Raw genomic sequence first — 22344 nt, 5'->3', positions numbered from 1 at the left:
CTACGGTCGCCGAAGGGAGCCCCGGCGGGTCAGTACGTCGCGACGTCGCGGGCGACCCGACCGAAGTAGTGCGCCAGTCCGGCCTGCAGGATGAACAGGAGCGGGAAGCCGACCAGCAGGAACATGAGCGGAAGCGCGAGCATGCTCCCCACCGTCGAGACGATACCGGCGACGACGAAGGCGACGAGGTAGTCACCGGTGAACGCGATCTGCTTGACCGACCCGAAGTCGAACGCCGCACCGATGTCGTCCTCGGTGGCGACGCCGACGAGCGCCGCCGGGACGACGTAGAAGATGGCCAGGCTGACGATACCCGCCACTCCCATCAGACCGAGGAAGACGAGCGCGCCGAGGCCGCTCCCGGCAGCCGCTGCGCTCTCGGCCCCCGTCGCACCCCCGGCGGCGGTGCCGAACGAGAGCGCGAAGCCGCCGAAGACGGCGACGCCGACGAGCAGGACCATCGGTACCAGCGTGAACACGAACACGACAACGAACACCTTGAGGCCGTCCTTGAACAGGTCGCCCCAGTCGTCGAACTCGGGCGCCCGGGGGTCGCCCGTCGCCCCGGCTCGCATCGCCTGCAGACTGTACCCGTACAACAGCAACTGGGGGATTATCGGGATGACGGTCCCCGCGAGTATGAGTGCCCCGCCGATGATCGAACGGACGAGTCCGTCGTCACCTTTGGTCGGGAAACTCAGTGAGTCTACCACCATGGCTCGACATCCAACCACCGGCTAAAAAATGTTCGGGCATCGAAACGACCGACGGGGCGAGTGTCCTGCCGGAGTCGGGCGCGGACCGTCGTCGACGGCGTCGTGACGTTCCCCCGGGACCCGTTCAGAACTCGGGGTCTGCCTCCGGTTCGATGCCGTCGTCGGGGTCGTCGAGTTCGTCGAACTCCCGGCGCAGGTCGCGGATGCGGTCGCGGATGTCGGCCGCCAGTTCGAACTCGAGGTTGTTCGCGGCCTCCTGCATCCGGTCCTCGAGACGCTGGATGCGTGCCTGGGCCTCCTCGACGGTCTCCGGTCCCTCTTCGGTGGTGATGCCGCCCGTGTCGGTCTGGCTGCCGGGGAGGTTCGTCTCGCCGACCTCCTTCTCGATGGTCGTCGGCGTGAAGCCGTGTTCCTCGTTGTACCGCTGCTGGATGCGCCGGCGGCGCTGCGTCTCCTCGATGGCCGACTCCATGGCGTCGCTGGGGTCGTCGGCGTAGAGGACGACCTCTCCCTCGACGTTCCGGGCGGCCCGGCCCATCGTCTGGACGAGCATCGTCTCGCTCCGCAGGAACCCCTCCTGGTCGGCGTCGAGGATGGCGACGAGGCTCACCTCGGGGATGTCGAGGCCCTCGCGCAGCAGGTTGATGCCGACGAGCACGTCGATGTCGCCGAGGCGGAGCGCCCGGACGAGTTCGTGGCGCTCCAGCGTGTCCGTCTCGTCGTGCATGTACGCCACGTCGACGCCGGACTCCTCGAGGAACTCGGTGAGGTCCTCGGCCATGCGCTTCGTGAGGGTGGTCACGAGGACGCGCTCGTCACGTTCGACGCGGTCGTCGATGCGATCCATCAGGTCGTCGACCTGTCCGGTCGCCGGGGCGACCTCGACGGCCGGGTCGACGAGGTGGGTGGGTCGGACGATCTGCTCGGCGACGTTGTCGCTGTGCTCGCGCTCGTAGTCGCCGGGCGTCGCCGACACGTACAGCCGGTCGTCGGTCTTCTCGAAGAACTCCTCGTAGGTCAGGGGCCGGTTGTCGTAGGCTGTCGGGAGGCGGAAGCCGTTCTCGACCAGCGAGTCCTTCCGGGACTTGTCGCCGGCGAACTGGCCCTTCACCTGGGGGAGCGTCTGGTGCGACTCGTCGACGACGGTGAGGAAGTCGTCGGGGAAGTAGTCGAGCAAGGTGTACGGCGCGTCGCCCTGTTCGCGGTCCGAGAGGTACAGCGAGTAGTTCTCGATGCCCGAACAGTAACCCGTCTCCTGCATCATCTCCAGGTCGAACGTCGTGCGCTCCTCGATGCGCTGGGCGGCGATGGCGTCGCCCTTGCGTTCGAAGTAGCGGACCCGGTCCGCCATGTCCGACCGGATCTCCGCCATCGCGCGTTCGAGGCGCTCCTCGGGGATGGAGTAGTGCTCCGCCGGGTGGACCAGCACGGCGGGTTCCTCGCTGACGACCTCGCCCTGCATCGGGTCCATCTTCACCATGCGGTCTATCTCGTCGCCCCACAGTTCGACGCGGACGGCGTAGCGACCGTACATCGGGAATATCTCGACGGTGTCGCCGCGGACCCGGAACGTGCCCTGCGTGAAGTCGACGTCGTTGCGCTCGTAGTTCAGGTCGACCAGTCGAGCGAGCAGTTCGTCGCGTCCGATCTCCTCGCCGACCTCCAGGCGCATCGCCATCTCGACGTAGTTCCGCGGGTCGCCGAGGCCGTAGATGGCAGACACCGAGGCGACGACGATTACGTCGTCCCTGGTCAGGAGCGAGCGCGTCGCCGAGTGCCGGAGTCGGTCTATCTCGTCGTTGATGGAGGCGTCCTTGTCGATGTAGGTGTCCGTCTGCTCGACGTAGGCCTCCGGCTGGTAGTAGTCGTAGTAGGAGACGAAGTACTCGACGGCGTTGTCCGGGAAGAGGTTCCTGAACTCCTCGTACAGTTGCGCCGCCAGCGTCTTGTTGTGGGCGATGACCAGCGTCGGCTGCTGGAGTTCCTCGACGACCCACGAGACGGTGTTGGTCTTGCCCGACCCGGTCACGCCGAGCAGCGTCTGTTCGGTCGCGCCCGACTCGAACCCCTCGACCAGTTCCGCGATGGCTTCTGGCTGGTCGCCCGCCGGTTCGAACGGGGCGTCGACGCGGAACGGTCGCTGGGCGTCCGGTCGGTCGGGCGAGAGGGGACCGGAGTTGGCGTCGCTCATCGTAGCCGTCGTAGGGAGGCCAGCACAATGAGTTACACGTTCGTCGGCCGTCGTCGCGTGCGCCGACGTCTCCTCTCCCGCCCGTCGCGCTCGAAGGATTATACGTCCACGTCCCGAACCCAGAGGCTAAAATGAACCGAACGAAGGTCCTCCTGCTGGTCGCCGCCGTCCTCGCGACGCCCGTGCTCGCGGGCTGTAGCGACACGGCCGACGACGGCCCCGAGACCGTAGCGAACCCGCAGACCACTGTCTCGGCGACGGCCGACGGCGACGGCGGGACGACGACCGGCGTCGACGTCGACGCCTACTCCGACGCCGAGGAGCGCGAGATACGACAGGCCACCATCGCAGCCCTCGACGGCGTCTCCGACGTCCGACTGGTGGGGACGCTCGAACAGACCGTCTCGGACGGGACCCGCAACCAGTCCCGCACGGTCGACTTCGAGAAGACCATCGACGCCGCGAACCGTCGTCTGGTCCTCGACCAGACGGTCTCCGTACAGGGACGGACCATCAACCAGACGTCCTACCTGCTGAACGGTTCCTTCTACGTCCGGAGTCCGGTGCTCGAACAGCAGTACGGCTCCAACTGGGTCACGCAGAACGTCTCGGAGTCGTACGACCGGGTCTGGCGGAACACGAGCACGCTCTACATGCACCGGGCCCTCCTCGAAGTCTCGGACGTCCAGGTGACCGGGACCGAGACGGTTCGCGGCGAGCAGGCGTACGTGGTGGTGCTGCGTCCCGACCAGGACGAACTCGCGAACGTCAGCGGCCCGAACTTCCAGGGCTCGCAGGTGAACGAACTGGACGCGACGATGTACGTCTCGACGGAGACCGACCTCGTGTTGCGGTCGGTGCTCCACGTGAACCAGACCGTCCGGACCCCGTCCGGACAGGAGCTCACAGCCATCGTCGACGTCGAACGTGACTTCCTCGCGTACGACGAGGGGGTGACGGTGACGCTCCCCGAGGAGGCAGACGATGCTGTCCCCCTCGGCGGGAACACGACCAACCGGACGACGGCACGGAGCGTGGCTGGCATCGCATGACCGGTCGCCCTAGCTGGAGTGCGGTCGCCTGCGTCCTGCTCGTCCTGCTCGCCGGGTGTGGCGCACAGGAGATAGACAACTCGCCGTCCGGCGCGACGAACGCGACGACGCATGCCGAGGTAGCGGCTGACGAGACGCGGTCGCAACCGTCGACCGGCGAGGCGGAGGTCCCGTACCGTGGCGGCGAACTGTCGTTCACCGCCGGCCCGGTGTTCAAACGGGTCGAGGTGCTCCTCGGCGTCGACGCCCAACTCCCGACCCACGTGCAGGTGCTGAACGAGACGGAGTGGTTCGGCGACGACGACGGCGACACTGCCCGTCGCGTCGCGACCCCGGCCGGTCGGTTCGGCCGACTGCTCGGCGTCTCCGGCCGGCCGAACCGGTCGGTGCTCCGGTCGATGTCCAACGGCGCGACCGGTCCGCTGGGAACCGTCGCGGTCTACCCGGCGAACGAGTCGCCGGCCACCCTCGAGGTGTTGCTGGCCCACGAGTTCGTCCACGTCGTCCAGTTCCAGCGCGGCGACGTGTCGACGGTTCGCGGCCGGGTCGGCGAGCAGTGGACGACGGACGGTAGCTGGACCGCCAGGAGCGTCATCGAGGGCGTCGCGGTCTGGACCGAGACGCGATACGTGGGCTCGTACGACGTGGCCACCGACACCGGCGGCGAGCGCACCGCGTCGCTGTATCGACGCCTCGAACCGGGGTCGCCGGCACGCCACGGCCAGAGCGCGTACCTCTACGGCTACCGCTACGTGTCGGCACAGACCACCTCCCTCGCCCGGGTCGACGCGGTGTACGAGGACCCTCCGACCACGAGCGAGCAGGTCCTCCACGGCCTCGACCCGGGCTCCGAGCCGCCGGTCGACCTCTGGGTCCGCACCCGCGACGGCAACTCCTGGCGGGGGCGACAGAGCGACCGACTCGGCGAGGCCTACACCCGCGTCGTGCTGGAGAACGGCGTCCCCGTCGAGCGCGCCGAGCGGGCGGCCGCCGGCTGGGGGAGCGACTGGCTGCTGACCTACCGCGAGGACCCGACCGCCGACGCCAGTTTCGTCTGGGTGACCCGGTGGGACACCGACGCCGACGCCGACGAGTTCGCCGCCGCGATGAACCGGACGTTCGACGCCGCCGGCCGGCGCGTGGCCGGACGCTGGGTCCTCGACGCGACCCGGGGGCCGGGCGAGTCGCCGGCGCGCGGTGCCATCGTCCGACCCGACGACCGGACCGTCGTCGTGACCGTCGGCGACGCCGACCTCCTCGACGTGCTGTCGGTCTCGTCCGACGGCGAGACGGTCGTCCTCCGGACGACGACGAACGCGACCGACCCGTCGCGGGAACCACAAGCGACAACCCTGGGGGCATCGTACGTGCTAGCATGACACGCGACGAACTCCACACCGCAAGCGAGCACCTCATCGCCGCCGCCAAGGCGGCCGACGACCCAGAGCGACGCGAACGACTCTACCGACAGGCCGAGGAGTTCGAGGAGCACGCCGAGTCGGAGCGCGGCCCGGACCACGGCCGCCTCGCTCGCCACGAGAGCATCCTCGACGAGATAGCCGACGGCTCGAACGACGAGGTCAGAACGGAGATCGAGGTCGCGGTCGACTACATCCACGAGTTCCGCGAGACGCTCCCCGGCGTGTGAGCGCCGTCGGCGTCTTCGTCGCCCTGAGAACCGCCCGTCAGCAGACCGGCTTCGGGTTCACGCCCATCGCCTCGAGACGGTCGGTGTAGACCTCGTAGGCGCCGCCGACGACCCGTTCTGCGGTCTCGACGGCCGTCTCCCAGTCGTCGTCGCCGTCGACGACCGACTCCAGCGCGTCGAGCGCCGCCTCCCGTCGGTCCTCGAGGACGCCCCCGTAGTCTCGGAACGTACTCGCCGTCGTCGGGTCGGCCTGCCCGACGAAGAAGCCGACCAGTTGCTCCTGGACCTTCTTGCCGACCAGCGTCGCCGCGACGAGTCCGGCAGCGCGCTCGACGGGCGACTTCAGGCCGTCGAGGGCGTCGTAGAGACCACCCTCGGCGTCGGTGTCGGCGTCGGTCTCCTCGGCGGCGTCGGCCGCACGTTCTCGTTCCGTCTCGACGGCAGCGGACAGCGCCGTCGCCAGCGCCCCGTCGGCGTCGCCGCTCCACGATTCGAACGTCGCCGCGAGTTCGCCGGCGAGCGTCTGGACCACCGCGTACACGTCGTTCTCGTCCATCTCACCGCCCGTCAGCGCGTAGAGCGACTTCGACGACCCGAGTCGTGAGAGCTCCGTCTGGTTCTCGTCGCGGACCGCGTCGAGGAATTCGGCTCGGTTCATGCCCGACGGTTCGTCGCGTCGGTGCTTGTAAGCACCGCCAGTCGCATGCCCTGCCGGGGTCGCCGACGGTCGAGCGGTCGTCGAAACTCGAGCGTCAGTCGCCCTTCTCGATGGGCGCCCCGACCAGGTTGCCCCACTCGGTCCAGGACCCGTCGTAGTTGATGGCGTCGTCGTAGCCGAGGAGTTCGTGGAGTGCGAACCAGGCGACCGAGGAGCGCTCGCCGATGCGGCAGTAGGCGACCGTCGTCTGGTCGCCGGTGATGCCGTGGTCGGCGTAGAGTTCGTGCAGTTCGTCGACGTCCTTGAACGTCCCGTCGTCGTTGGTCACGGCCGCCCACGAGATGTTCTTCGCACCGGGGATGTGGCCGCCGCGCTGGGCGGTCTCCTGCAGTCCCGGGGGTGCGAGTATCTCGCCGCTGTACTCCTCGGGCGAGCGCACGTCGACGAGCGGGACGCCGCGTTCGATGGCGTTCTCGACGTCCTCGCGGTAGGCGCGGATGGACTCGCGCGGACCGCTCGCGGTGTAGGTCCGCTCGGAGAACTCCGGCACGTCCGTGGTGAGGGGGTAGTCGTGTTCCAGCCAGTAGTCGCGGCCACCGTCCATGAGGCGGACGTCCTCGTGCCCGTAGTACTTGAACTGCCAGTAGGTGTACGCCGCGAACCAGTTGGAGTTGTCGCCGTAGAGGACGACGGTCGAGTCCTCGGTGATGCCGTGACTGCCGAGGAGGTCCTCGAACGCGTCCTTCGTGAGGATGTCGCGTGTGGTCTGGTCCTGCAACTGTGTCTCCCAGTTGAAGCCGATGGCGCCAGGTGCGTGGCCCTCGTCGTAGGCCTCGGTGTCGACGTCGACCTCGACCAGGCGATGCTCGGGGTCGTCGCTCTGGAAGTCGTCGAGGTGGCTCTCAACCCAGTCGGCCGAGACGAGTACGTCTTTCGCGTATTCGGTCATACATACGTACTTGTCACTACAGGGGCTTATCCCTAACCCACCCCGGCAGGTCCCGCCGGTCATCGGTCGAACCGGACAGAAGTGCCGGGAGTTGGCCGGTCGTGGCCGTCCCCTCGATGCACTCCTCGCCGCAGTGACCGGGATTGCGCCCGAACTAGTCCAACGGGTTACACGTTCCGGCGGGGTTTGTACAGGCAACCGTTACCGCTATCTACGAGACGGGAGGGATGGCCGGGACCGTGGGCACTTAACCGCCAGCCGACGTATCGCCGGGCATGACAGACGTGCCACGGGTGGTGTCTCGCGAGTGGCTCGCCGACCACCTGGACGCCGTGCGGGTGGTCGACGTGCGCGAACCGTGGGAGTTCGAGGGAATCGGCCACGTCCCCGGTGCGGTGAACGTCCCGTTCGACGAGTTCCGGAGCGAGGGTGCCGACGTGGGGCAACTGCCGGGCCTCGACGCCTGGAACGAACTGCTCTCCGGGGCGGGCGTCGTCCCCGACGACACGCTCGTCGCCTACGACGACACCCACGGCGTCTTCGCCGCACGGTTCGTCGTCACCGCCCTCGTCTACGGCCACGAGGACGTCCACCTGCTCGACGGCGACTTCTCGGCGTGGAACCGCGAGTACGACACCGAGAGCGGCCCCGCGACGCCCGACCGGACGGAGTACGTCGGCCACCGGAACGGGGCCGTCCCGCTCGTCGACGCCGGGGCGGTGCTGGACGCACTGGACACCGACGCCGTCGTCGTCGACACGCGCGAGGAGTGGGAGTACGACGAGGGTCACATCCCCGGCGCGAAACTGCTGGACTGGCGCGAGTTCGTCGACGAGGAGACCAGGGGGCTGAAGCCCGAGGCCGACCTCCGTGACATCCTCGAATCCCACGGCATCACGCCCGACCGCCGCGTCGTCCTCTACTGCAACACGGCCCGGCGCATCAGCCACACCTACGTCGTCCTCGACCAACTCGGCTACGAGGACGTCCAGTTCTTCGAGGGCAGTCTCACCGAGTGGCGGGCGGTGGACGGTCCGCTGGAGACGGCCTAGTCCCGGCCGTCGCCGTCCGGCCCGTCGGGCGCGTCTTCGTCGCTCCGGGCCGTCCAGTTCCCGTCGTCGTCGGGGTCGGGTCTGTCGTCGCCGGACGAGTCCGGGTTCGCACCATCGCCGTCGAACACGTGGCTCTCGCCGGCGAGTTCGTGGTCGGACGGCAGGGGTACCTCGGCGACCTCCTCGGAGAGCAACGCGACGCTCTCGGCGAACAGCGCGACGACCAGCGGGCCGATGATGACCCCGACGGGGCCGACGCTGAGTAACCCCCCGACGAACCCGACGAAGTAGAGGCTGCCGGGCATGTCGGCCGTCATGCTGGCGAGGCGTGGGCGGATGACGGCGTCGGGGAGGTACGCGACGACGATACCGCCGACGACGACGACCAGGATGGCTGCGTTGACGTCGTTCTGGCTGACGTGGAACAGCGCCGTCACACCGATGAGGACGCTCGGCCCGATGACCGGGAGGAACTGGAGGACGCCGGCGACGACGGCCATCGTCACCGGGTAGTCGTAGCCGAGCAGCCAGAACGTCGGGAGCGCCATGGCGAACGTCCCGACCGCGGTGGCTATCTGGAGGACGTAGATGGCCTGCAGGGTGTCGTTGGCCGTCTCGTGGAGCGAACTGGCGGCGTCCCGGTACCTCGCCGGGACGATGCCCATCGTCGTCGCGTAGACGTGATTCTGCCCGACGAGGAAGCCGAACAGCACCATCACGAACAGCAGGAGCTTCAGGCTCAGGTCCGGTGTGGCTCTCGCGGCCTGGACGGCCACGTCGCTCAGGTACGTGACGAGGAAGTCCTGGGCCTCGGAGATGGACACCGAGTAGGTCTGACCGAAGGCCGACGCGGAGAACTCCCCCGGGAGCTGGCGGACGAGTTGCACCAGCTCCTCCCGTCGCATGTAGACGACGACGAACAGCGGCGCGAGGACGAGCACACCGCCGATGAACGTCGCCACCGTCGTCACGACGGCGGCCCAGTACGGCGGGACGCCCTGTCGTTCAAGGAGTAACTGGACCGGCAGCACGACGGCGGCGACGGTCAAGGCGAAGAAGACGGTGCCGAACACAGCCGAGAGGACGAACCAGGTTATCACACCGGCGACGACCACCAGGGCGGTGAGGACGAGCCGACGATTCGCTTCCATCGTTTGCCCCGACCGAGTGTAGACAAAAAAGTACATCGGCAGTTCCGGCGCCTCGGCCGGTCGTCGGCGGCCGGGGCCTGGCATGGGCTGTCGACGACTGGACCGCCAGACGGCCGGCGACTCCACCTCCTGACGGCCGACGAGCGGGCCGCGGACGGCCGACGAATGGCCGCACGGTTGCCGGTCACTTCCACGTCACTTTTGTACCACAGGGTGCAACCACTGGATAATGAAGCGTAGAGCGTTCCTCACGACGGTCGGTGGAACGGGGGTAGCGGCCCTCGCCGGGTGCCTGACCAGGGGCAACGGTGGCGGCGAACCGAGTGGCACGCTGACGGTGGCGACCTACGAGTCGTTCGTCGACTCGCCGTCGACCAGCCCCGGTGGCTGGATCAAGGACGCCTTCGAGTCGAACTACGACGACGTGACCGTCGACTACGTCACGCCGAGCAACGGCGTCACCGACTTCGTCCAGCGTCGCCAGCAGGGCGCGACGGTCGACGCCGACGTGTACGTCGGGCTGAACGTCGACGACCTGGTCACCATCGACGACGCACTGGGCGACGACACGCGCCTGTTCCGCGAACTCAATCGCGACGCCATCTCGAACGCGAACCGGGTCCGCGACGAACTGGACTTCGCGGACCCGAGGAACCGCGTCCTGCCGTACGACACGGGCTACATCAGCCTCGTCTACGACGAGAACGAGGTCTCCGAACCGGAGACGTTCGACGACCTGACCGCCCCCGCGTACGAGAACACGCTGCTGGCCCAGAACGCCCAGTCGGCCGACTCCGGGCAGGCGTTCATGCTGTGGACCATCGACGCGTTCGGCCCGGACGGCTACCTCGACTACTGGCGTGACCTGCAGGGGAACGGCGTTCGCATCCTCGGGAGCTGGTGGGACGCCTACAGCGCCTACCTGGAGGGCGAACGCCCCATCGTCGTCTCGTACTCGACGGACCAGGTGTTCGCCAACGAGGACGACCTCCCGATGAGCCGGCACCAGATCGGCTTCCTGAACGACCAGGGCTACGCGAACCCCGAGGGGATGGCCGTGATCGACGGCACGGCCAACGCAGACCTCGCGTGGGAGTTCGTGAACTTCATGCTGGAGAGCGAGACGCAGGCCGAACTCGCGGTCCGGAACGTCCAGTTCCCGGCGGTCACCGACGAGCACGTCGACCTCCCCGAGTCGTTCGACCAGTACGCACACCGTCCGCCGGAGTCCGTCTCGTTCGGCTACGAGGAACTCAGTGGGAGCCTCTCCGGCTGGGTCGAGGAGTGGGCACGCACCATCGCGAGCAACTGACCCGATGGCCAGCCGCGACCGGTTCGGGAGGCTCGCACACCGACTCGGGGCGGTGACGGACGCCTCCGCGACCGGTCTCGCCGTCGCGGCCGCACTGGGGACGGCCGTCGTCCTCGTCCTGGTCCTCTACCTCCCGGTCGGAGTGGTGTTTGCCGAGGCGTTCGGCGGTCCGCGACCGTTCGCCTCGTTCGGTCGCGTCCTCACCGACCCCTTCTACACCGGCGTCCTCGCCGAGGTATTCGACCGCCCGCTGGCGATTGGCTACCACGCCGGTAACGTCCTGGCGTGGGTCGGTGGCGTCTCCATCGGCCTCGACGGCGTCCACGCGCCGCCGTTGCGCAAGGGCCTGTTCGGCTTCACCGCCTACCAGGCGGCGCTCTCGACCGCCGTCAGCGTCGTGGTCGGCCTCCCCGGCGCGTACGTCCTCGCGAACTACGAGTTCAGGGGCCGGCGGGCGCTGCGCTCGCTCACCATCGTCCCGTTCGTCCTCCCGGGCATCATGGTGGCCAGCGGGTTCTACGCCGCGTTCGGCCGGTCGGGGCTGTTGAACGACGCGCTCGGCGTCGTCGGCGCCGGTCCGCAGACGCTGCTGGAGACGAACCCGCTGCTCGTCGTCGTCCTCGCACACGCCTTCTACAACGCCCCGCTCGTTACCCGGGTCGTGACGGCGGCGTGGGAGGCCGTCGACTACCGGTCCGTCGAGACCGCACGGAGCCTCGGCGCGAGTCGTCGCCGGGCGTTCCGCGACGTGGTGCTTCCACAGCTCCGACCCGCCCTCGTCACCGGGGCGTTGCTCACGTTCCTCTTCACGTTCCTCACGTTCCCCATCGTCCTCGCACTCGGCGGCCTGGAACTGGCGACCGTCGAGGTCTGGGTGTACGACCGGGTGCGCCGGTTGCAGTTCGAGGAGGCCGCGACGCTCGCCGTCCTCGAGACGGTCGTCTCGCTCGGGGTGACCTACGCCTACCTCCGGTTCGAGGCGCGCCAGCGTGCCGGCGGCGGGGGCGAGGGGCCGCCACGGGAACCCCTGTTCGCTGGCTCCCCGCTCGACCCGACACGGCTCGCGATCGCCGCCTACGCCGCGGTCGTCGTCGTGCTGTTCGTCGGGCCGATGGCCAGCATGGTCGTCGAGGGGTTCACCGACGGCAGCGGGTTCACGCTGTCGCACTACGCCTTCCTGTTCGAGCGCCAGGCCGAGGGCGCGAGCTACCAGACGAAACCGCTGCCGGCCATCGTGAACTCGCTCGTCTTCGCGACGGCCACCGTCGCCGTCGCCGTCCCGATGGGGCTGGTCATCTCGGTCGTCGCCACCGGCGAGGGGCGGGCCCGGTCGCTCGTGGAGACGGCGACGATGCTCCCGTTCGCCGTCTCGGGCGTCGTCTTCGGCGTCGGCCTGCTCCGGGCGCTGGTGTTCGGCGTGCCACTGCCCGGCGGGTGGCGACTCGCGCTCACGGGGGCGGTCGCCATCGTCGCCGCCCACGCCGTCGCCGCCTACCCCTTCGTCGTCCGCAACGTCGCGCCCCAGCTAGCCGGCATCGACCACCGCCTCGTCGAATCCGCACGGAGTCTCGGTGCGAGTCGAGTGCGGGCGGTGCTCGACGTCGAACTCCCGCTCGCCGCGACGGGACTCGTCGCCGGCGCGGCGTTCGCCTTCGCCATCAGCATCGGCGAGTTCGATTCGACGGTGATTTTGGCGAGCGACGCGGGGAGCTACACGATGCCAGTCGCCGTCGAACGCTACCTCGGTCGCCGGTTCGGCCCCGCGATGGCGATGGGAACCGTACTGCTGGTCGTCACGTCCGCGAGCTTCGTCGTCGTCGACCGACTCGGGGGTCGGTTCGAGCGTGGTTGACCTCCACCTCGACGCCGTCTCGGTCAGCTACGGCGAGACGCCGGCCCTGTCGGACGTGAGTCTCGACGTGGCCGACGGCGAGTTCTTCACGCTCGTCGGCCCCTCGGGGTGCGGGAAGACGACGACCCTCCGGGCCATCGCCGGGTTCGAGACGCCGGACGCCGGCCGCGTTCGATTCGGCGACCGGGACATGACCGGCGTCGCCCCGGAGGAGCGCGACGTGGGCGTCGTCTTCCAGAACTACGCGCTGTTCCCGCACATGACCGTCTCCGAGAACGTCGGCTACGGCCTGCGCTTTCACGACGTGGCCGACCCCGACGCCCGCGTCGCCGACCTGCTGGACCTCGTCGACCTCGACGGCTTCGGCGACCGCGACCCGACCGCACTCTCGGGCGGCCAGCAACAGCGCGTCTCGCTGGCCCGCGCGCTCGCGCCCGAACCGGACGTACTCCTGCTGGACGAACCGATGAGCGCCCTCGACGCCCGACTCCGCGAGGACCTCCGCCGCGAGGTCAGGCGCATCCAGTCGGACCTCGGCATAACCACCGTCTACGTCACGCACGACCAGGCGGAGGCGCTGGCCGTCTCGGACCGCGTGGCGGTCATGCACGACGGCCGCGTCGCACAGGTCGGCACGCCGCGGGACATCTACCGCGACCCGGCGACCAGGTTCGTCGCCGAGTTCGTCGGCGACAACAACTGCTTCGACGGCACCGTCGTCCGGTCCGGCGACGACGGCACCGTCGTCCGCGTCGACGGGACCACCTTCAGCGTCCAGGGGACGACGGAGGCGTCGGGCCAGGTGACCGTCTGCGTCCGCCCGGAACACCTCCGGCGGGGGTACGACGTGAACCGCTTCGACGTCACCGTCGACCAGAGCGAGTTCCTCGGCGAGGCCGTCCGCGTCCACTGCGACTGGGGACCGTACCGGGTGGTCTGGCGGACGGACGCCGACGGGACCATCCCGGACCGCGGAGAGGCGGTGTCGCTGGGGTTCCCGCCCGACCGCGCACGGCTACTCCGTTCGTGAGTCCCGGCGAGAACGTCGGTCGGGTCGGGACCGCCGGCGCGTCAGGACAGTTGGACGCGACCACTCGTCGCCGACCGGAGGCGGTCCCGAAGCGCATCGCCCTCCGCGACCGGCACCCGGACGTCGAACGAGACGCGTTCCTCGTAGGTGGCGTCGAACTCGCAGTCCGACCCCTCCAGGATGCCCCGGACCGTGCCCGAGTCGTCGTAGTCGACGACGACGTGGACCGACTCCTGCGGTCGTTCCGCCACGACGCCGGCGTCGTCGAGGGCCTCCTTCACGGCGCGACCGTAGGCCCGGACGAGGCCACCGATGCCGAGGTTCGTCCCGCCGTAGTACCGCGTGACGACGACGACGACGTTCTCGACGTCCTGGCCCTGCAGGACGTTGAGTGCGGGTTTACCGGCGCTCCCCGAGGGTTCGCCCGCGTCGCTCGACCACTCGCGCAGTGGGTCGGCACGCACCCGGTAGGCGGGCACGTTGTGGGTCGCGTCGTCGTACTCAGCAGAGACGCGACGGACGAAGTCTTCGGCCGCCTCGACGGTGTCGACGGGGGCGACGTGACCCAGGAACTCGGAGCCCTGGACGGTGAAGGCGGCTTCGCCGCGGCCGGCGACAGTGCGGTACGTCTCGCTCACGTCGTCGCCTCCGGGTCGGACGTGCCGGTCCCGTCGTCCGGGTCGTCGGCGTCGTCCAGGTCGTCGGCGTCGTCCGCGTCGCCGAAGCGCTCGTCGTACAGCAACACCAGGAGGATGCCGAGCAGCAGCGACTCGATGGTCTTCGTCGTCACGAGTCGCCAGTCCGAGAGCAGGTGCTCGACCAGCGTCGTGAGTGGAGCGCCGTGGCTGTGTCCGGTGGACTCCCAGGCGAACGCGACGACCTCGTTCCCGACGGGGTGCCCGCCGAGGACCAGCCAGCCGACGAGGTAGGTGAGCGCGAGTACGATGCCCGACCCGTAGACGTAGTCGCGTCGAAGGCCGGCAGCAGCGAGGCCGATGCCGACGAACACAGCCACCGACGAGAGGACGAACAGCGCCTGTCGCGGGTCGGCGAACGGCCGCCCGATCGCCGTGTAACTGAGCAGACGAGGGAGACCTATCCAGAGGTGGATAGCCGCGGTAACGACCGCGAGTTGCAGCGCCGCAAAGCGCAGCGCCGCATCGACGTTCTCGTCCATGGTCGTACTCCGACAGCCGGACCCAATAGCGCGTCGGTTCGCGTACCGGGGCACCGCCGACCCACGTCGGCGCGTCGACCTGCGTTGCAGGTGGACGAGCCACAGGACGAAACAACCGCGAGGTGGTATATCACTCCAGGTGAAACGAGGGTGCGCACAGAGCGCCTCTGCGCCGACGCGGGGACGTCGGATATTTCCGTCAGGAGGCCTCTAGACGCCGGTATACCGGGCCTAATCTGAACGGGCGTTCGTGACAATCTACCGGACAGAACCCGGGTCGAGAAACCATAATCCAGCTGGTATTCTCTGATTTCGGTCGATACCTTTACGACGGTCGGACAACTTGTGTTGCCACGCATGACGGGTCAACCTGCGGCCGGGAGACCGTGCGTGACCTGCGGGTCGCGCCACGCCCTGGACTACGTGGTGAAAGATTCCGTTAGCGGGTTGACCGTCGGGGCGCTGTGTCGGTTCTGCGCACTCAACGAGTTCGGAGAGTCGCTGAACCGCGGCCTGTGGAAGGACACGAACGGCTGTGCGGTCTGCGAACGGGACGGCCACCTCGCCATCCTGGAGAACAAGCCCCACCTCGTCAGCGACGGTGGTCGGGACGTGGTGAAGCACGAACCCGCGTCGGAACCGTCGATGTTGCTCTGCGACGAACACGCACACGGGGTCCTGCAGGTCGAGAGTGAGGGACACGGCGACCGGGTCGGCAGCCGACACGACGGGTGACCGACGGTCCCACGTCGCGGACGGGACCGGCGTCGGACGCTGTCTTCACTGCAGTTCTATCTTCCGCACGAACGGGAGCGCGCGAATCTCGTTGATGAGGTCCCCGGGGAGTGGCTGGTCCGTGACGATGTGGAGTTTCGGCTCGTCGGTGAACTCGGGGTCCTCGCTGATGGTCTGGCGGATGGAGATGTCGTGGTCGGCGAGGAGTCCGGTGACCGCCGCGACGATGCCCTTCTGCTCTGCGTCGCTGACCTCGACGGTCAGGACGGTCAGGTCGAGGACCGGGGCGAGGTCCATCAGGCTCGGCACCTGCGAGATGTTCTGGAAGATGCGTCGGAGTTCCTCGTCGGCCAGGATGGCGTCGGTCGTGGAGTCGACGACGCGCCGGTCGACGCCGATCTCCCGCGCGATGCCCGTGTTGGGTATCTCGATGCCGCCGGAGACGACCCGCCCCTCGTCGTTCACGGAGAAGCCCCGTTCGAGCAACAGGCGGATGACCGCCTGCTGGCTCGGCGAGCCCTCGAACTTCTCCATGATCTCGTCGAACATGCCTGTACGGACCGACGATAGCGGGTGCGAAAGACCTGTTGATTTTGCGGGTGGACGCGGTGCGGCCGGACGACCGGTCAGAACTTTCTGTCTCGACGACGCGTACGTAGACGGGATGCCACTCGACAGATACGAGACCGCACTCGACGCACTCGACCCGGCCGACGGTGAGGTCGAGACGGCCGAACTCGCGGTCACCGACGACGTGCTTGTGAAACTGTTCGCACTCGGACCGGGTGCGGAACTCGACCCGCACGAACACGCCGACAGCACGAACGTCTTCCACGTCCTGAAGGGGCCGGTGACGGTTCTGCAGGGGGACGACGACGAACGCGTCGACGCACCCGGGGTCGTCCTCCACGAACGCGGCGTCGTCCACGGCGCGAGAAACGAGACCGACGAGACCGTGCTGTTCACCGCCAGCCTCTGCCCGCTCCCCTCCTAGAGCTCGCCCTTCGTACTCGGGGTGTCGCTCCGGCGCTCGTCGACGCGGGTCGCGTCGTCCAGCGCCCGGGCCAGGGACTTGAACAGCGCCTCTATCTCGTGGTGGGCGTTGTCGCCGTCGACCTCGCAGTGGAGCGTCAGGCCGGCGTTCGTCGCCAGCGACTGGGCGAAGTGTTCGGCCATGTGGCTGGTGAAGTCGCCGACCGACTCCTGGGAGAAGGTGCCCTCGAACGCGAAGTACGGCCGGCCGGAGACGTCCACGACGACGCTGGCGACGGCCTCGTCGAGGGGCACCCGCCGGTCGGCGTACCGGACGATGCCGCGCTTGTCTCCCAGCGCGGCCTCGAACGCCTCTCCGAGGACGATCGCGACGTCCTCGACGCTGTGGTGTTCGTCGACGTGCAGGTCGCCGTCGCAGCGCACGCTGAGGTCGAACAGGCCGTGCTTGGCGAACGCTGCGAGCATGTGGTCGAAGAAGCCGATGCCGGTGTCGACGTCGCTCTCGCCGTCGCCGTCGATGGCGAGGGTGACCTCCACGTCGGTCTCGGCCGTCTCCCGCGAGACGGTCGCGGTCCGTTCGGTCATATCGTATCCCATCGGCCCCGGCGACAAAGCGGTTGCGCTCGCTCGCGGCCAGACCGATGGAATGGACCGTCTGAGAGGGCTAACGGCGATTCTGGAAAACGGCCTCAGAACCGGTTTTGAAAGTTTAGGAGCTCTCTGAAACCGTTAAAAAACGTCACCGTTCCAAGTAAAACGGGTCGAAATCATCGAAAGGCTCGGGCCGTTATATGGTCTCCCCCGTCGTAGACGTAGTCGCCACCAAGGTGTCCCCGATGTCCTCGGCTACCCCGAACAAACTACACACGATTCCACGCCGCCTCGGCGAGCGACTCGGCCCCGTCGCGACGCCCGTGCGGATGGCGAGTTTCTGGCTCGCCATCGCACTGCCGTTCGCACACCTGTCGTTGCTCGCGTCCGGTATCGAGACGCCTGCCGAGACGCAGGCGTTTCTCGTCCTGCTCGTGCTGAACCTCGGCGCACTGGTGGTCGGCCACGGCCACCGGAACGACTGACAGCATCGAACGACCGTCGAACCCCACACCAACACATCGAATCTATCCACACCAACACTCAACGCCCCTCCACCCACACCAACACACAGAACCCCTCCACCCACACCAACACACAGAACCCCTCCACCCACACCTCTCGACCAATACCGACTCGTTACCGGTCGCCGTCGCGTCGTCGCCATCCACTCCCTGACGACCGGCCGACGTCGTGGCGACCGGCCCCATCCCGTATCACTCCGTTAACATGGCGGTACGACGACTAGGAGTTCGTTACACCCGCCACGAGTGCCGTCGACGGAAGTGACGCCTCCCGGCCCTCAGTCCTCGTCGAGCGCCGCCAGCGCCTCCCGGAGCGTGAACCGGCCCTCGTAGAGCGCGCTGCCGACGACGACGGCGGCAGCGCCCGCGTCCCGCAGCGCACGCACGTCGTCGAGCGTCGCGACGCCGCCGCTCGCGACGACCGGTATCCCGACCGCGTCGACGAGGCGGCGGACCGGGTCCGTCTGGACGCCGGCGAGGCGACCCTCCACGTCGACGTCGGTGAAGAGGATGCCCGTAGCGCCGAGGTCCTCGTACCGGCCGGCGGCCTCGGTGGGGTCGAGTCCCGTCCCCTCGGTCCAGCCGGAGACGACGACCTCGCCCCCTTTCGCGTCCAGGCTCACGAGCACGCCGTCGGGATAGACGTCGCTTATCTCGGCGACGACGTCGGGGTTCTCCACTGCTGCGGTGCCGAGGATGACGCGGTCGACGCCGCGGTCGAGCAGGTCGATGGCGTCGGCGGCGGTGCGGATGCCGCCGCCCAGCTGGACGGTCACGTCGACGGCGTCGAGGATGGCCTCGATGGCGGGCGCGTTGACGCGTTCGCCCTCGAACGCGCCGTCGAGGTCGACGAGGTGGAGCGTCCGTGCCCCCTGTTCGACCCAGCGCTCGGCGGCGTCGACGGGGTCGCCGTAGGTCTTCTCGGTACCGCGCTCGCCCTGGACTAGCTGTACGACCTCGCCGTCCTGCACGTCGACAGCCGGGACGACCTCGAACTCGGGGAACATACCTCCGACTGAGCGACCCCGGGAGGTAAGTTCGACGGTCGGGTCCCAGCGCCGAAGGAATCCGTTAAGTGCCACGGAGCCTCACGTACCCCCGTGGTCGAAACACTCCTCCTCGTTGGTCTCGTCGTCGCCGCGTTCGTCGGGTTCAACATCGGTGGCTCCTCGACCGGCGTCGCTTTCGGCCCGGCGGTCGGCAGTGGTGTCGTCTCGAAGGTCGGTGCTGCCGGCCTGATGACTGCGTTCGCGATGCTCGGCGGGCTCACCGTCGGGCGGAACGTCGTCGACACGATGGGCGGCCGCATCGTTCCGTCGTCGGCCTTCACGCTGGAGGCCAGCATCGCCGTCCTCTTCTTCATCGGTTTCGCCCTGTTCCTCTCGAACCTCGTCGGCGTCCCGGCGTCGACGTCGATGACCGGCGTCGGCGCCATCGCAGGCCTCGGGCTGGCACAGGGCAACCTCGACTGGGGCGTGATGGTGACCATCGTGGGCTACTGGGTCGTCGCCCCGGTCGCCGCGTTCTGGGTCAGCGCGGTCGTCGGTCGCTACCTCTACCCCAGTCTAGTCAAGCGGTTCGCAGTCGGCCAGACCGAGGGTTCGCTCCTCGCACTCGACCGCTCGGGGTCGGTTCCCCGGCCGGTCATGGGCCCCGGAACGACCAGCCGGGAACTCGTCGGGACCGTCCTCGTCGTCGTCATCGGCTGTTACATGGCGTTCTCCGCGGGCGCGTCGAACGTCGCCAACGCCATCGCGCCACTGGTCGGGAGCGGTTACATCGACATGACGCCCGGCATCCTGCTGGCGGGGGTCGCCATCGGCGTCGGCGCGTTCACCATCGCCCGACGCACGCTCGACACGATGGGGAACGACCTGACCGACCTCCCGCTGCTGGCGGCGCTGATCGTCGAGGTCGTGAGCGCGAGCATCATCACGGCACTGTCGGCCATCGGCATCCCCGCGAGCTTCGTCGTCGTCGCGACGATGAGCATCGTCGGCCTCGGCTGGGGGCGGGCGACACGGACCGTTCGTCTCGCGGACACCGTCGAGGGGAAGCGTCCGCAACGCCCCCAGCGACCGACGGTCGGCGCACTCGCCGCGGAGGCCGAGGACGAGACCGTCCCGACGGTCTCCAACCCGCGCCCGAAGGGCGTCGAAGAGGGCAAGACGGCGGAGGTTCCGCCGATCGGCGACGAGGACCCGGAAGACCTCCCCGCGACCAGCGACCTGTTCGAACCCCGCGAGACCGCCCGCGTCATCGCGATGCAGAACATCGTTCCGGTGCTGGCCACCGTCGCCGCATTCCTCCTGTTCCGGTTCGTCCCGTCGCTCTGAACCACGCGGTCGCTGTCGGGGTCGTTCCTGCCGTTCTCGACGCTCCGCTCTCCGGGTAGCCGACCGCCACCGGGAGGGGTCTTTCAGGATTATTCCATACCGTCCGAGAAACCCAGAACAGCAAGTTCTTAGGGTGGGGGGAGACAATTGTCGGGTGATGCCCACGGTAGAATACCTCAACTACGAAGTGCTAGACGACCAGGGCTGGGAGATGGAAGACGACGACCTCTTCGAGAAAGCGGCAGACGCCGGCCTCGGTGACGAGGACTACGGTACACTCGAGGTCAACCAGGGCGAGTACATCCTCGAAGCCGCGGAGGCACAGGGCTACGACTGGCCTTTCTCCTGCCGCGCCGGTGCCTGCGCGAACTGTGCTGCCATCGTCACGGATGGCGACATCGACATGGACATGCAGCAGATTCTCTCCGACGAGGAGGTCGAGGAGAAGAACGTCCGCCTGACCTGCATCGGTTCGCCCGCCACCGACGAAGTCCAGATCGTCTACAACGCAAAGCATCTCGACTACCTGCAGAACCGCGTCATCTAGCTGGCACAGAACGACGCGTGTCTCGCGAACGCACGTCTCTCGGGGTTGCGGTCGGCGCACTCCCGCGACTCACCGTTTGTTCGCTCCGCATCGCCGTATCCTGCGACGTCGGCCATCCCGACGAGCGTGCGTTCTCTGCTCCCCGTATTCGCACTCCAGAAGTAGGCGGCCGGTAGCCTGGACGACGCCACGTGGTGTAGCCGTCGTCACTCGCGGTCGCTCGTGTCTCCTCTGCGGTACCGGTCGATGCGCTCGTAGCCGCGAACGGTCCCCTCGTCCTCGAGTTCGAGTTCGTAGCGTCCGAGGATGTCCTGCGTGTCGGGAATCGCCCGCCGCTCTAGCAGTTCGACGACGACGACCCAGCCGTCGTCCACGCGTCGAACCTCGGTGACGCCGTCGACGGCGCCGTCGAGGAGTTCCTCGGCGACCGTCTCGGCCGTTTGACGTGCGTCCAGCACGCCGAACGACCCGTCCTCGTCCTCGGCCGTCGTCAGGGTCTCCAGTTCGTCGACGACGTCGGACTCGCCTCCTCCGGTCCCGTCGCTGGTCTGGGTCCCGCCGTCGGGGAGGAGCGGTCTGTCTCCGTCCGTCGTCGCGGTGTCGGCGTCGCCGAACCGGCCGCACGGTCCGTCGCTGGAGTCGCCGTGGCGACCCGGCGACGGGGGAGCGTTGTCAGTCATCTGACCCTCCCTCACTGCGTCGCCTCCTGTTCGACCTCTATCTTGTCCATCTCTTCGAGGTCGCCCTCGGCCTGAACCTGCTCCAGCTTCGCCATCTCGCTCGCGTAGTGGAGGAAGGTGTCGACGGAGGCGACGACGACCCGTGCCTCGACGGTCAACAGTTCGATACCGACGACCGATATCCGCGCCCAGACGTCGACGACGATACCTTTGTCCAGGACGCGGTCGAGGACCTCAGCCAGACTCGACGAGTTGGGTGTTCGTTGTACCATGATGATCGTATCTCCGGATGAGTTGGACGCACCGCCGCTACGATGCTCGCACTGAAGAGGGTTGAGCCTAACCGACCGAGTCAGGTGTGTACGACCGAGTTACTGCCGATATCGGGCTGTTACTTCCCGCGGCCGGCCGTCGAAATCTGGTAAGATGCCTTTTAAACACGACCACTTATTGAGCCGAGGACCCTGTGTCTTCGCGTGCGGAGGCCCTCCCGGTTCCGCGTTTCTCCGCGCTGACCACAGATGACCAGTGAGAACGTCTACGTATACGGCGCGATCGAGTCCGAAGACCTCGAACTCCACGTCTCGGCCGTCGACGGGGCCGAGCAGGTGTACACGGTCACCCACGGGAACGTCTCCGCAGTCGCCTCGGACGTCGGGACGACCGACCCGGACCGAACGGACGAGAACGTACAGGCACACGACGAGGTGCTCAGGACGGTCCTCGAACACGGTGACGGCAGGACCGTCGTCCCGATGCAGTTCGGCATGGTGTTCGCCGACGAGGGGGCGCTGAAGAACGTCCTCCGGGGTGCCGGTCCCGCGTTCAGACGGGCGCTCGACGAGGTCGAGGGAACGGTCGAACTCGGCGTGAAGGTCGTCGGCGAGGAGGGGACCGCCGTCGACGCCGAGGCGGTCGAGGCGGCCGCCGAACCGCTGACGGACGCGAGCGTGAACCACGTCGAGAACGAGCGGTTCAGCGACCGGTTGCTCCTCAACCGGTCGTACCTGGTCGAACGGGAGCGCATGGACGAGTTCGGCGACGCGGTCGACGAACTGGAGTCGGCACTCGACGGCGTGCTCGTCCAGTACACCGGCCCGTGGGCACCCTACAACTTCGTCGACGTCCACGTCGGCGCGGAGCGGTAACC

The 22344-nt window shown here is 68.1% G+C and carries 25 protein-coding genes; 13 read left to right on the top strand and 12 right to left on the bottom strand.

The window, feature by feature from the left end; all coding sequences use genetic code 11:
- Positions 1 to 29: 29 nt before the first annotated feature.
- Positions 30 to 716: a DUF4013 domain-containing protein gene (locus tag ACSC1W_RS14295; protein WP_435348209.1), complete on the bottom strand. Its 687-nt coding sequence runs from the start codon at positions 714 to 716 to the stop codon at positions 30 to 32.
- 124 nt (positions 717 to 840) lie between these two features.
- The gene (gene uvrB / locus ACSC1W_RS14290) at positions 841 to 2907 is read right to left on the bottom strand and encodes an excinuclease ABC subunit UvrB (RefSeq protein ID WP_435348208.1); all 2067 of its coding nucleotides are present in this window, start codon (positions 2905 to 2907) and stop codon (positions 841 to 843) included.
- Between the two features lie 131 nt (positions 2908 to 3038).
- On the opposite strand from uvrB, the gene ACSC1W_RS14285 reads away from it, so the two are divergent.
- Genes ACSC1W_RS14285 through ACSC1W_RS14275 form a run of 3 tightly spaced genes read left to right on the top strand, consistent with a single transcriptional unit; the run spans position 3039 to position 5607 of the window.
- Positions 3039 to 3959 carry a hypothetical protein gene (locus ACSC1W_RS14285; RefSeq protein ID WP_435348207.1) on the top strand — a complete coding sequence of 307 codons (921 nt, stop codon included), beginning with the start codon at positions 3039 to 3041 and terminating at the stop codon, positions 3957 to 3959.
- Positions 3956 to 5338, top strand: coding sequence for a DUF2268 domain-containing putative Zn-dependent protease (locus ACSC1W_RS14280; protein ID WP_435348206.1), 1383 nt, complete (start codon positions 3956 to 3958; stop codon positions 5336 to 5338). Before ACSC1W_RS14285 ends, ACSC1W_RS14280 begins: the two co-directional genes overlap by 4 nt.
- Positions 5335 to 5607 carry a DUF7553 family protein gene (locus ACSC1W_RS14275; protein WP_435348205.1) on the top strand — a complete coding sequence of 91 codons (273 nt, stop codon included), beginning with the start codon at positions 5335 to 5337 and terminating at the stop codon, positions 5605 to 5607. Before ACSC1W_RS14280 ends, ACSC1W_RS14275 begins: the two co-directional genes overlap by 4 nt.
- A gap of 37 nt (positions 5608 to 5644) precedes the next feature.
- Here ACSC1W_RS14275 and ACSC1W_RS14270 read toward each other — a convergent pair whose 3' ends face one another.
- On the bottom strand, positions 5645 to 6265 hold the full coding sequence (locus ACSC1W_RS14270) for a rubrerythrin family protein (protein WP_435348204.1): 621 nt from the start codon (positions 6263 to 6265) through the stop codon (positions 5645 to 5647).
- 94 nt (positions 6266 to 6359) lie between these two features.
- The gene (locus tag ACSC1W_RS14265; protein WP_435348203.1) at positions 6360 to 7214 is read right to left on the bottom strand and encodes a sulfurtransferase; all 855 of its coding nucleotides are present in this window, start codon (positions 7212 to 7214) and stop codon (positions 6360 to 6362) included.
- 275 nt (positions 7215 to 7489) lie between these two features.
- Between ACSC1W_RS14265 and ACSC1W_RS14260 the strand changes: the two genes are divergently transcribed.
- Positions 7490 to 8266: a sulfurtransferase gene (locus tag ACSC1W_RS14260; protein ID WP_435348202.1), complete on the top strand. Its 777-nt coding sequence runs from the start codon at positions 7490 to 7492 to the stop codon at positions 8264 to 8266.
- Here ACSC1W_RS14260 and ACSC1W_RS14255 read toward each other — a convergent pair.
- Positions 8263 to 9417 carry an AI-2E family transporter gene (locus tag ACSC1W_RS14255; RefSeq protein WP_435348201.1) on the bottom strand — a complete coding sequence of 385 codons (1155 nt, stop codon included), beginning with the start codon at positions 9415 to 9417 and terminating at the stop codon, positions 8263 to 8265. The genes ACSC1W_RS14260 and ACSC1W_RS14255 overlap by 4 nt on opposite strands.
- Before the next feature lie 229 nt (positions 9418 to 9646).
- Here ACSC1W_RS14255 and ACSC1W_RS14250 point away from each other — a divergent pair, with 229 nt between their 5' ends.
- The 3 genes from ACSC1W_RS14250 to ACSC1W_RS14240 are packed head-to-tail and all read left to right on the top strand — an operon-like array spanning position 9647 to position 13611.
- Complete coding sequence (locus tag ACSC1W_RS14250; RefSeq protein WP_435348200.1) at positions 9647 to 10729, top strand: thiamine ABC transporter substrate-binding protein; 1083 nt, start codon at positions 9647 to 9649, stop codon at positions 10727 to 10729.
- A 4-nt stretch (positions 10730 to 10733) separates the two neighbouring features.
- The gene (locus ACSC1W_RS14245; protein WP_435348199.1) at positions 10734 to 12581 is read left to right on the top strand and encodes an ABC transporter permease; all 1848 of its coding nucleotides are present in this window, start codon (positions 10734 to 10736) and stop codon (positions 12579 to 12581) included.
- Positions 12574 to 13611, top strand: coding sequence for an ABC transporter ATP-binding protein (locus ACSC1W_RS14240; RefSeq protein ID WP_435348198.1), 1038 nt, complete (start codon positions 12574 to 12576; stop codon positions 13609 to 13611). Before ACSC1W_RS14245 ends, ACSC1W_RS14240 begins: the two co-directional genes overlap by 8 nt.
- Positions 13612 to 13652: 41 nt before the next feature.
- Here ACSC1W_RS14240 and ACSC1W_RS14235 read toward each other — a convergent pair whose 3' ends face one another.
- The gene (locus ACSC1W_RS14235; protein WP_435348197.1) at positions 13653 to 14249 is read right to left on the bottom strand and encodes an IMPACT family protein; all 597 of its coding nucleotides are present in this window, start codon (positions 14247 to 14249) and stop codon (positions 13653 to 13655) included.
- On the bottom strand, positions 14246 to 14788 hold the full coding sequence (locus ACSC1W_RS14230) for a hypothetical protein (RefSeq protein WP_435348196.1): 543 nt from the start codon (positions 14786 to 14788) through the stop codon (positions 14246 to 14248). Before ACSC1W_RS14230 ends, ACSC1W_RS14235 begins: the two co-directional genes overlap by 4 nt.
- A 357-nt stretch (positions 14789 to 15145) precedes the next feature.
- Between ACSC1W_RS14230 and ACSC1W_RS14225 the strand changes: the two genes are divergently transcribed.
- Positions 15146 to 15523, top strand: a complete 378-nt coding sequence (locus tag ACSC1W_RS14225) for a hypothetical protein (protein WP_435348195.1) — start codon at positions 15146 to 15148, stop codon at positions 15521 to 15523.
- 45 nt (positions 15524 to 15568) lie between these two features.
- Here the strand turns inward: ACSC1W_RS14225 and trpY are convergent, their stop codons facing one another.
- Positions 15569 to 16072 carry a TrpY family transcription regulator gene (gene trpY / locus ACSC1W_RS14220; protein WP_435348194.1) on the bottom strand — a complete coding sequence of 168 codons (504 nt, stop codon included), beginning with the start codon at positions 16070 to 16072 and terminating at the stop codon, positions 15569 to 15571.
- A 115-nt stretch (positions 16073 to 16187) separates the two neighbouring features.
- Here trpY and ACSC1W_RS14215 point away from each other — a divergent pair, with 115 nt between their 5' ends.
- On the top strand, positions 16188 to 16517 hold the full coding sequence (locus ACSC1W_RS14215; RefSeq protein WP_435348193.1) for a cupin domain-containing protein: 330 nt from the start codon (positions 16188 to 16190) through the stop codon (positions 16515 to 16517).
- On the opposite strand, the gene hisB is transcribed toward ACSC1W_RS14215, so the two are convergent.
- On the bottom strand, positions 16514 to 17101 hold the full coding sequence (gene hisB / locus ACSC1W_RS14210) for an imidazoleglycerol-phosphate dehydratase HisB (RefSeq protein WP_435348192.1): 588 nt from the start codon (positions 17099 to 17101) through the stop codon (positions 16514 to 16516). The genes ACSC1W_RS14215 and hisB overlap by 4 nt on opposite strands.
- Positions 17102 to 17352: 251 nt before the next feature.
- Between hisB and ACSC1W_RS14205 the strand changes: the two genes are divergently transcribed.
- Complete coding sequence (locus tag ACSC1W_RS14205) at positions 17353 to 17592, top strand: DUF8028 family protein (RefSeq protein ID WP_435348191.1); 240 nt, start codon at positions 17353 to 17355, stop codon at positions 17590 to 17592.
- Positions 17593 to 17909: 317 nt separating this feature from the next.
- Here the strand turns inward: ACSC1W_RS14205 and hisA are convergent, their stop codons facing one another.
- Positions 17910 to 18638, bottom strand: a complete 729-nt coding sequence (gene hisA / locus ACSC1W_RS14200) for a 1-(5-phosphoribosyl)-5-[(5-phosphoribosylamino)methylideneamino]imidazole-4-carboxamide isomerase (RefSeq protein WP_435348190.1) — start codon at positions 18636 to 18638, stop codon at positions 17910 to 17912.
- 93 nt (positions 18639 to 18731) lie between these two features.
- Here hisA and ACSC1W_RS14195 point away from each other — a divergent pair, with 93 nt between their 5' ends.
- Positions 18732 to 19967, top strand: a complete 1236-nt coding sequence (locus ACSC1W_RS14195) for an inorganic phosphate transporter (RefSeq protein WP_435348189.1) — start codon at positions 18732 to 18734, stop codon at positions 19965 to 19967.
- Positions 19968 to 20124: 157 nt separating this feature from the next.
- The gene (fer, locus tag ACSC1W_RS14190; RefSeq protein WP_435348188.1) at positions 20125 to 20514 is read left to right on the top strand and encodes a ferredoxin Fer; all 390 of its coding nucleotides are present in this window, start codon (positions 20125 to 20127) and stop codon (positions 20512 to 20514) included.
- A 206-nt stretch (positions 20515 to 20720) separates the two neighbouring features.
- Here the strand turns inward: fer and ACSC1W_RS14185 are convergent, their stop codons facing one another.
- The gene (locus ACSC1W_RS14185) at positions 20721 to 21194 is read right to left on the bottom strand and encodes a gas vesicle protein GvpO (protein WP_435348187.1); all 474 of its coding nucleotides are present in this window, start codon (positions 21192 to 21194) and stop codon (positions 20721 to 20723) included.
- 11 nt (positions 21195 to 21205) lie between these two features.
- Positions 21206 to 21466 carry a gas vesicle protein GvpA gene (gvpA, locus tag ACSC1W_RS14180; RefSeq protein ID WP_435348186.1) on the bottom strand — a complete coding sequence of 87 codons (261 nt, stop codon included), beginning with the start codon at positions 21464 to 21466 and terminating at the stop codon, positions 21206 to 21208.
- A 249-nt stretch (positions 21467 to 21715) separates the two neighbouring features.
- Between gvpA and ACSC1W_RS14175 the strand changes: the two genes are divergently transcribed.
- Positions 21716 to 22342, top strand: a complete 627-nt coding sequence (locus ACSC1W_RS14175) for a GvpL/GvpF family gas vesicle protein (RefSeq protein WP_435348185.1) — start codon at positions 21716 to 21718, stop codon at positions 22340 to 22342.
- The last annotated feature ends 2 nt before the right edge of the window (positions 22343 to 22344 follow it).

Source organism: Haloarchaeobius marinus (assembly GCF_051207415.1).
Taxonomy (GTDB): domain Archaea; phylum Halobacteriota; class Halobacteria; order Halobacteriales; family Natrialbaceae; genus Haloarchaeobius.
The sequence above is the reverse complement of the archived record's forward strand: the minus strand, read 5'-3'. Positions and strand labels throughout refer to the sequence as shown.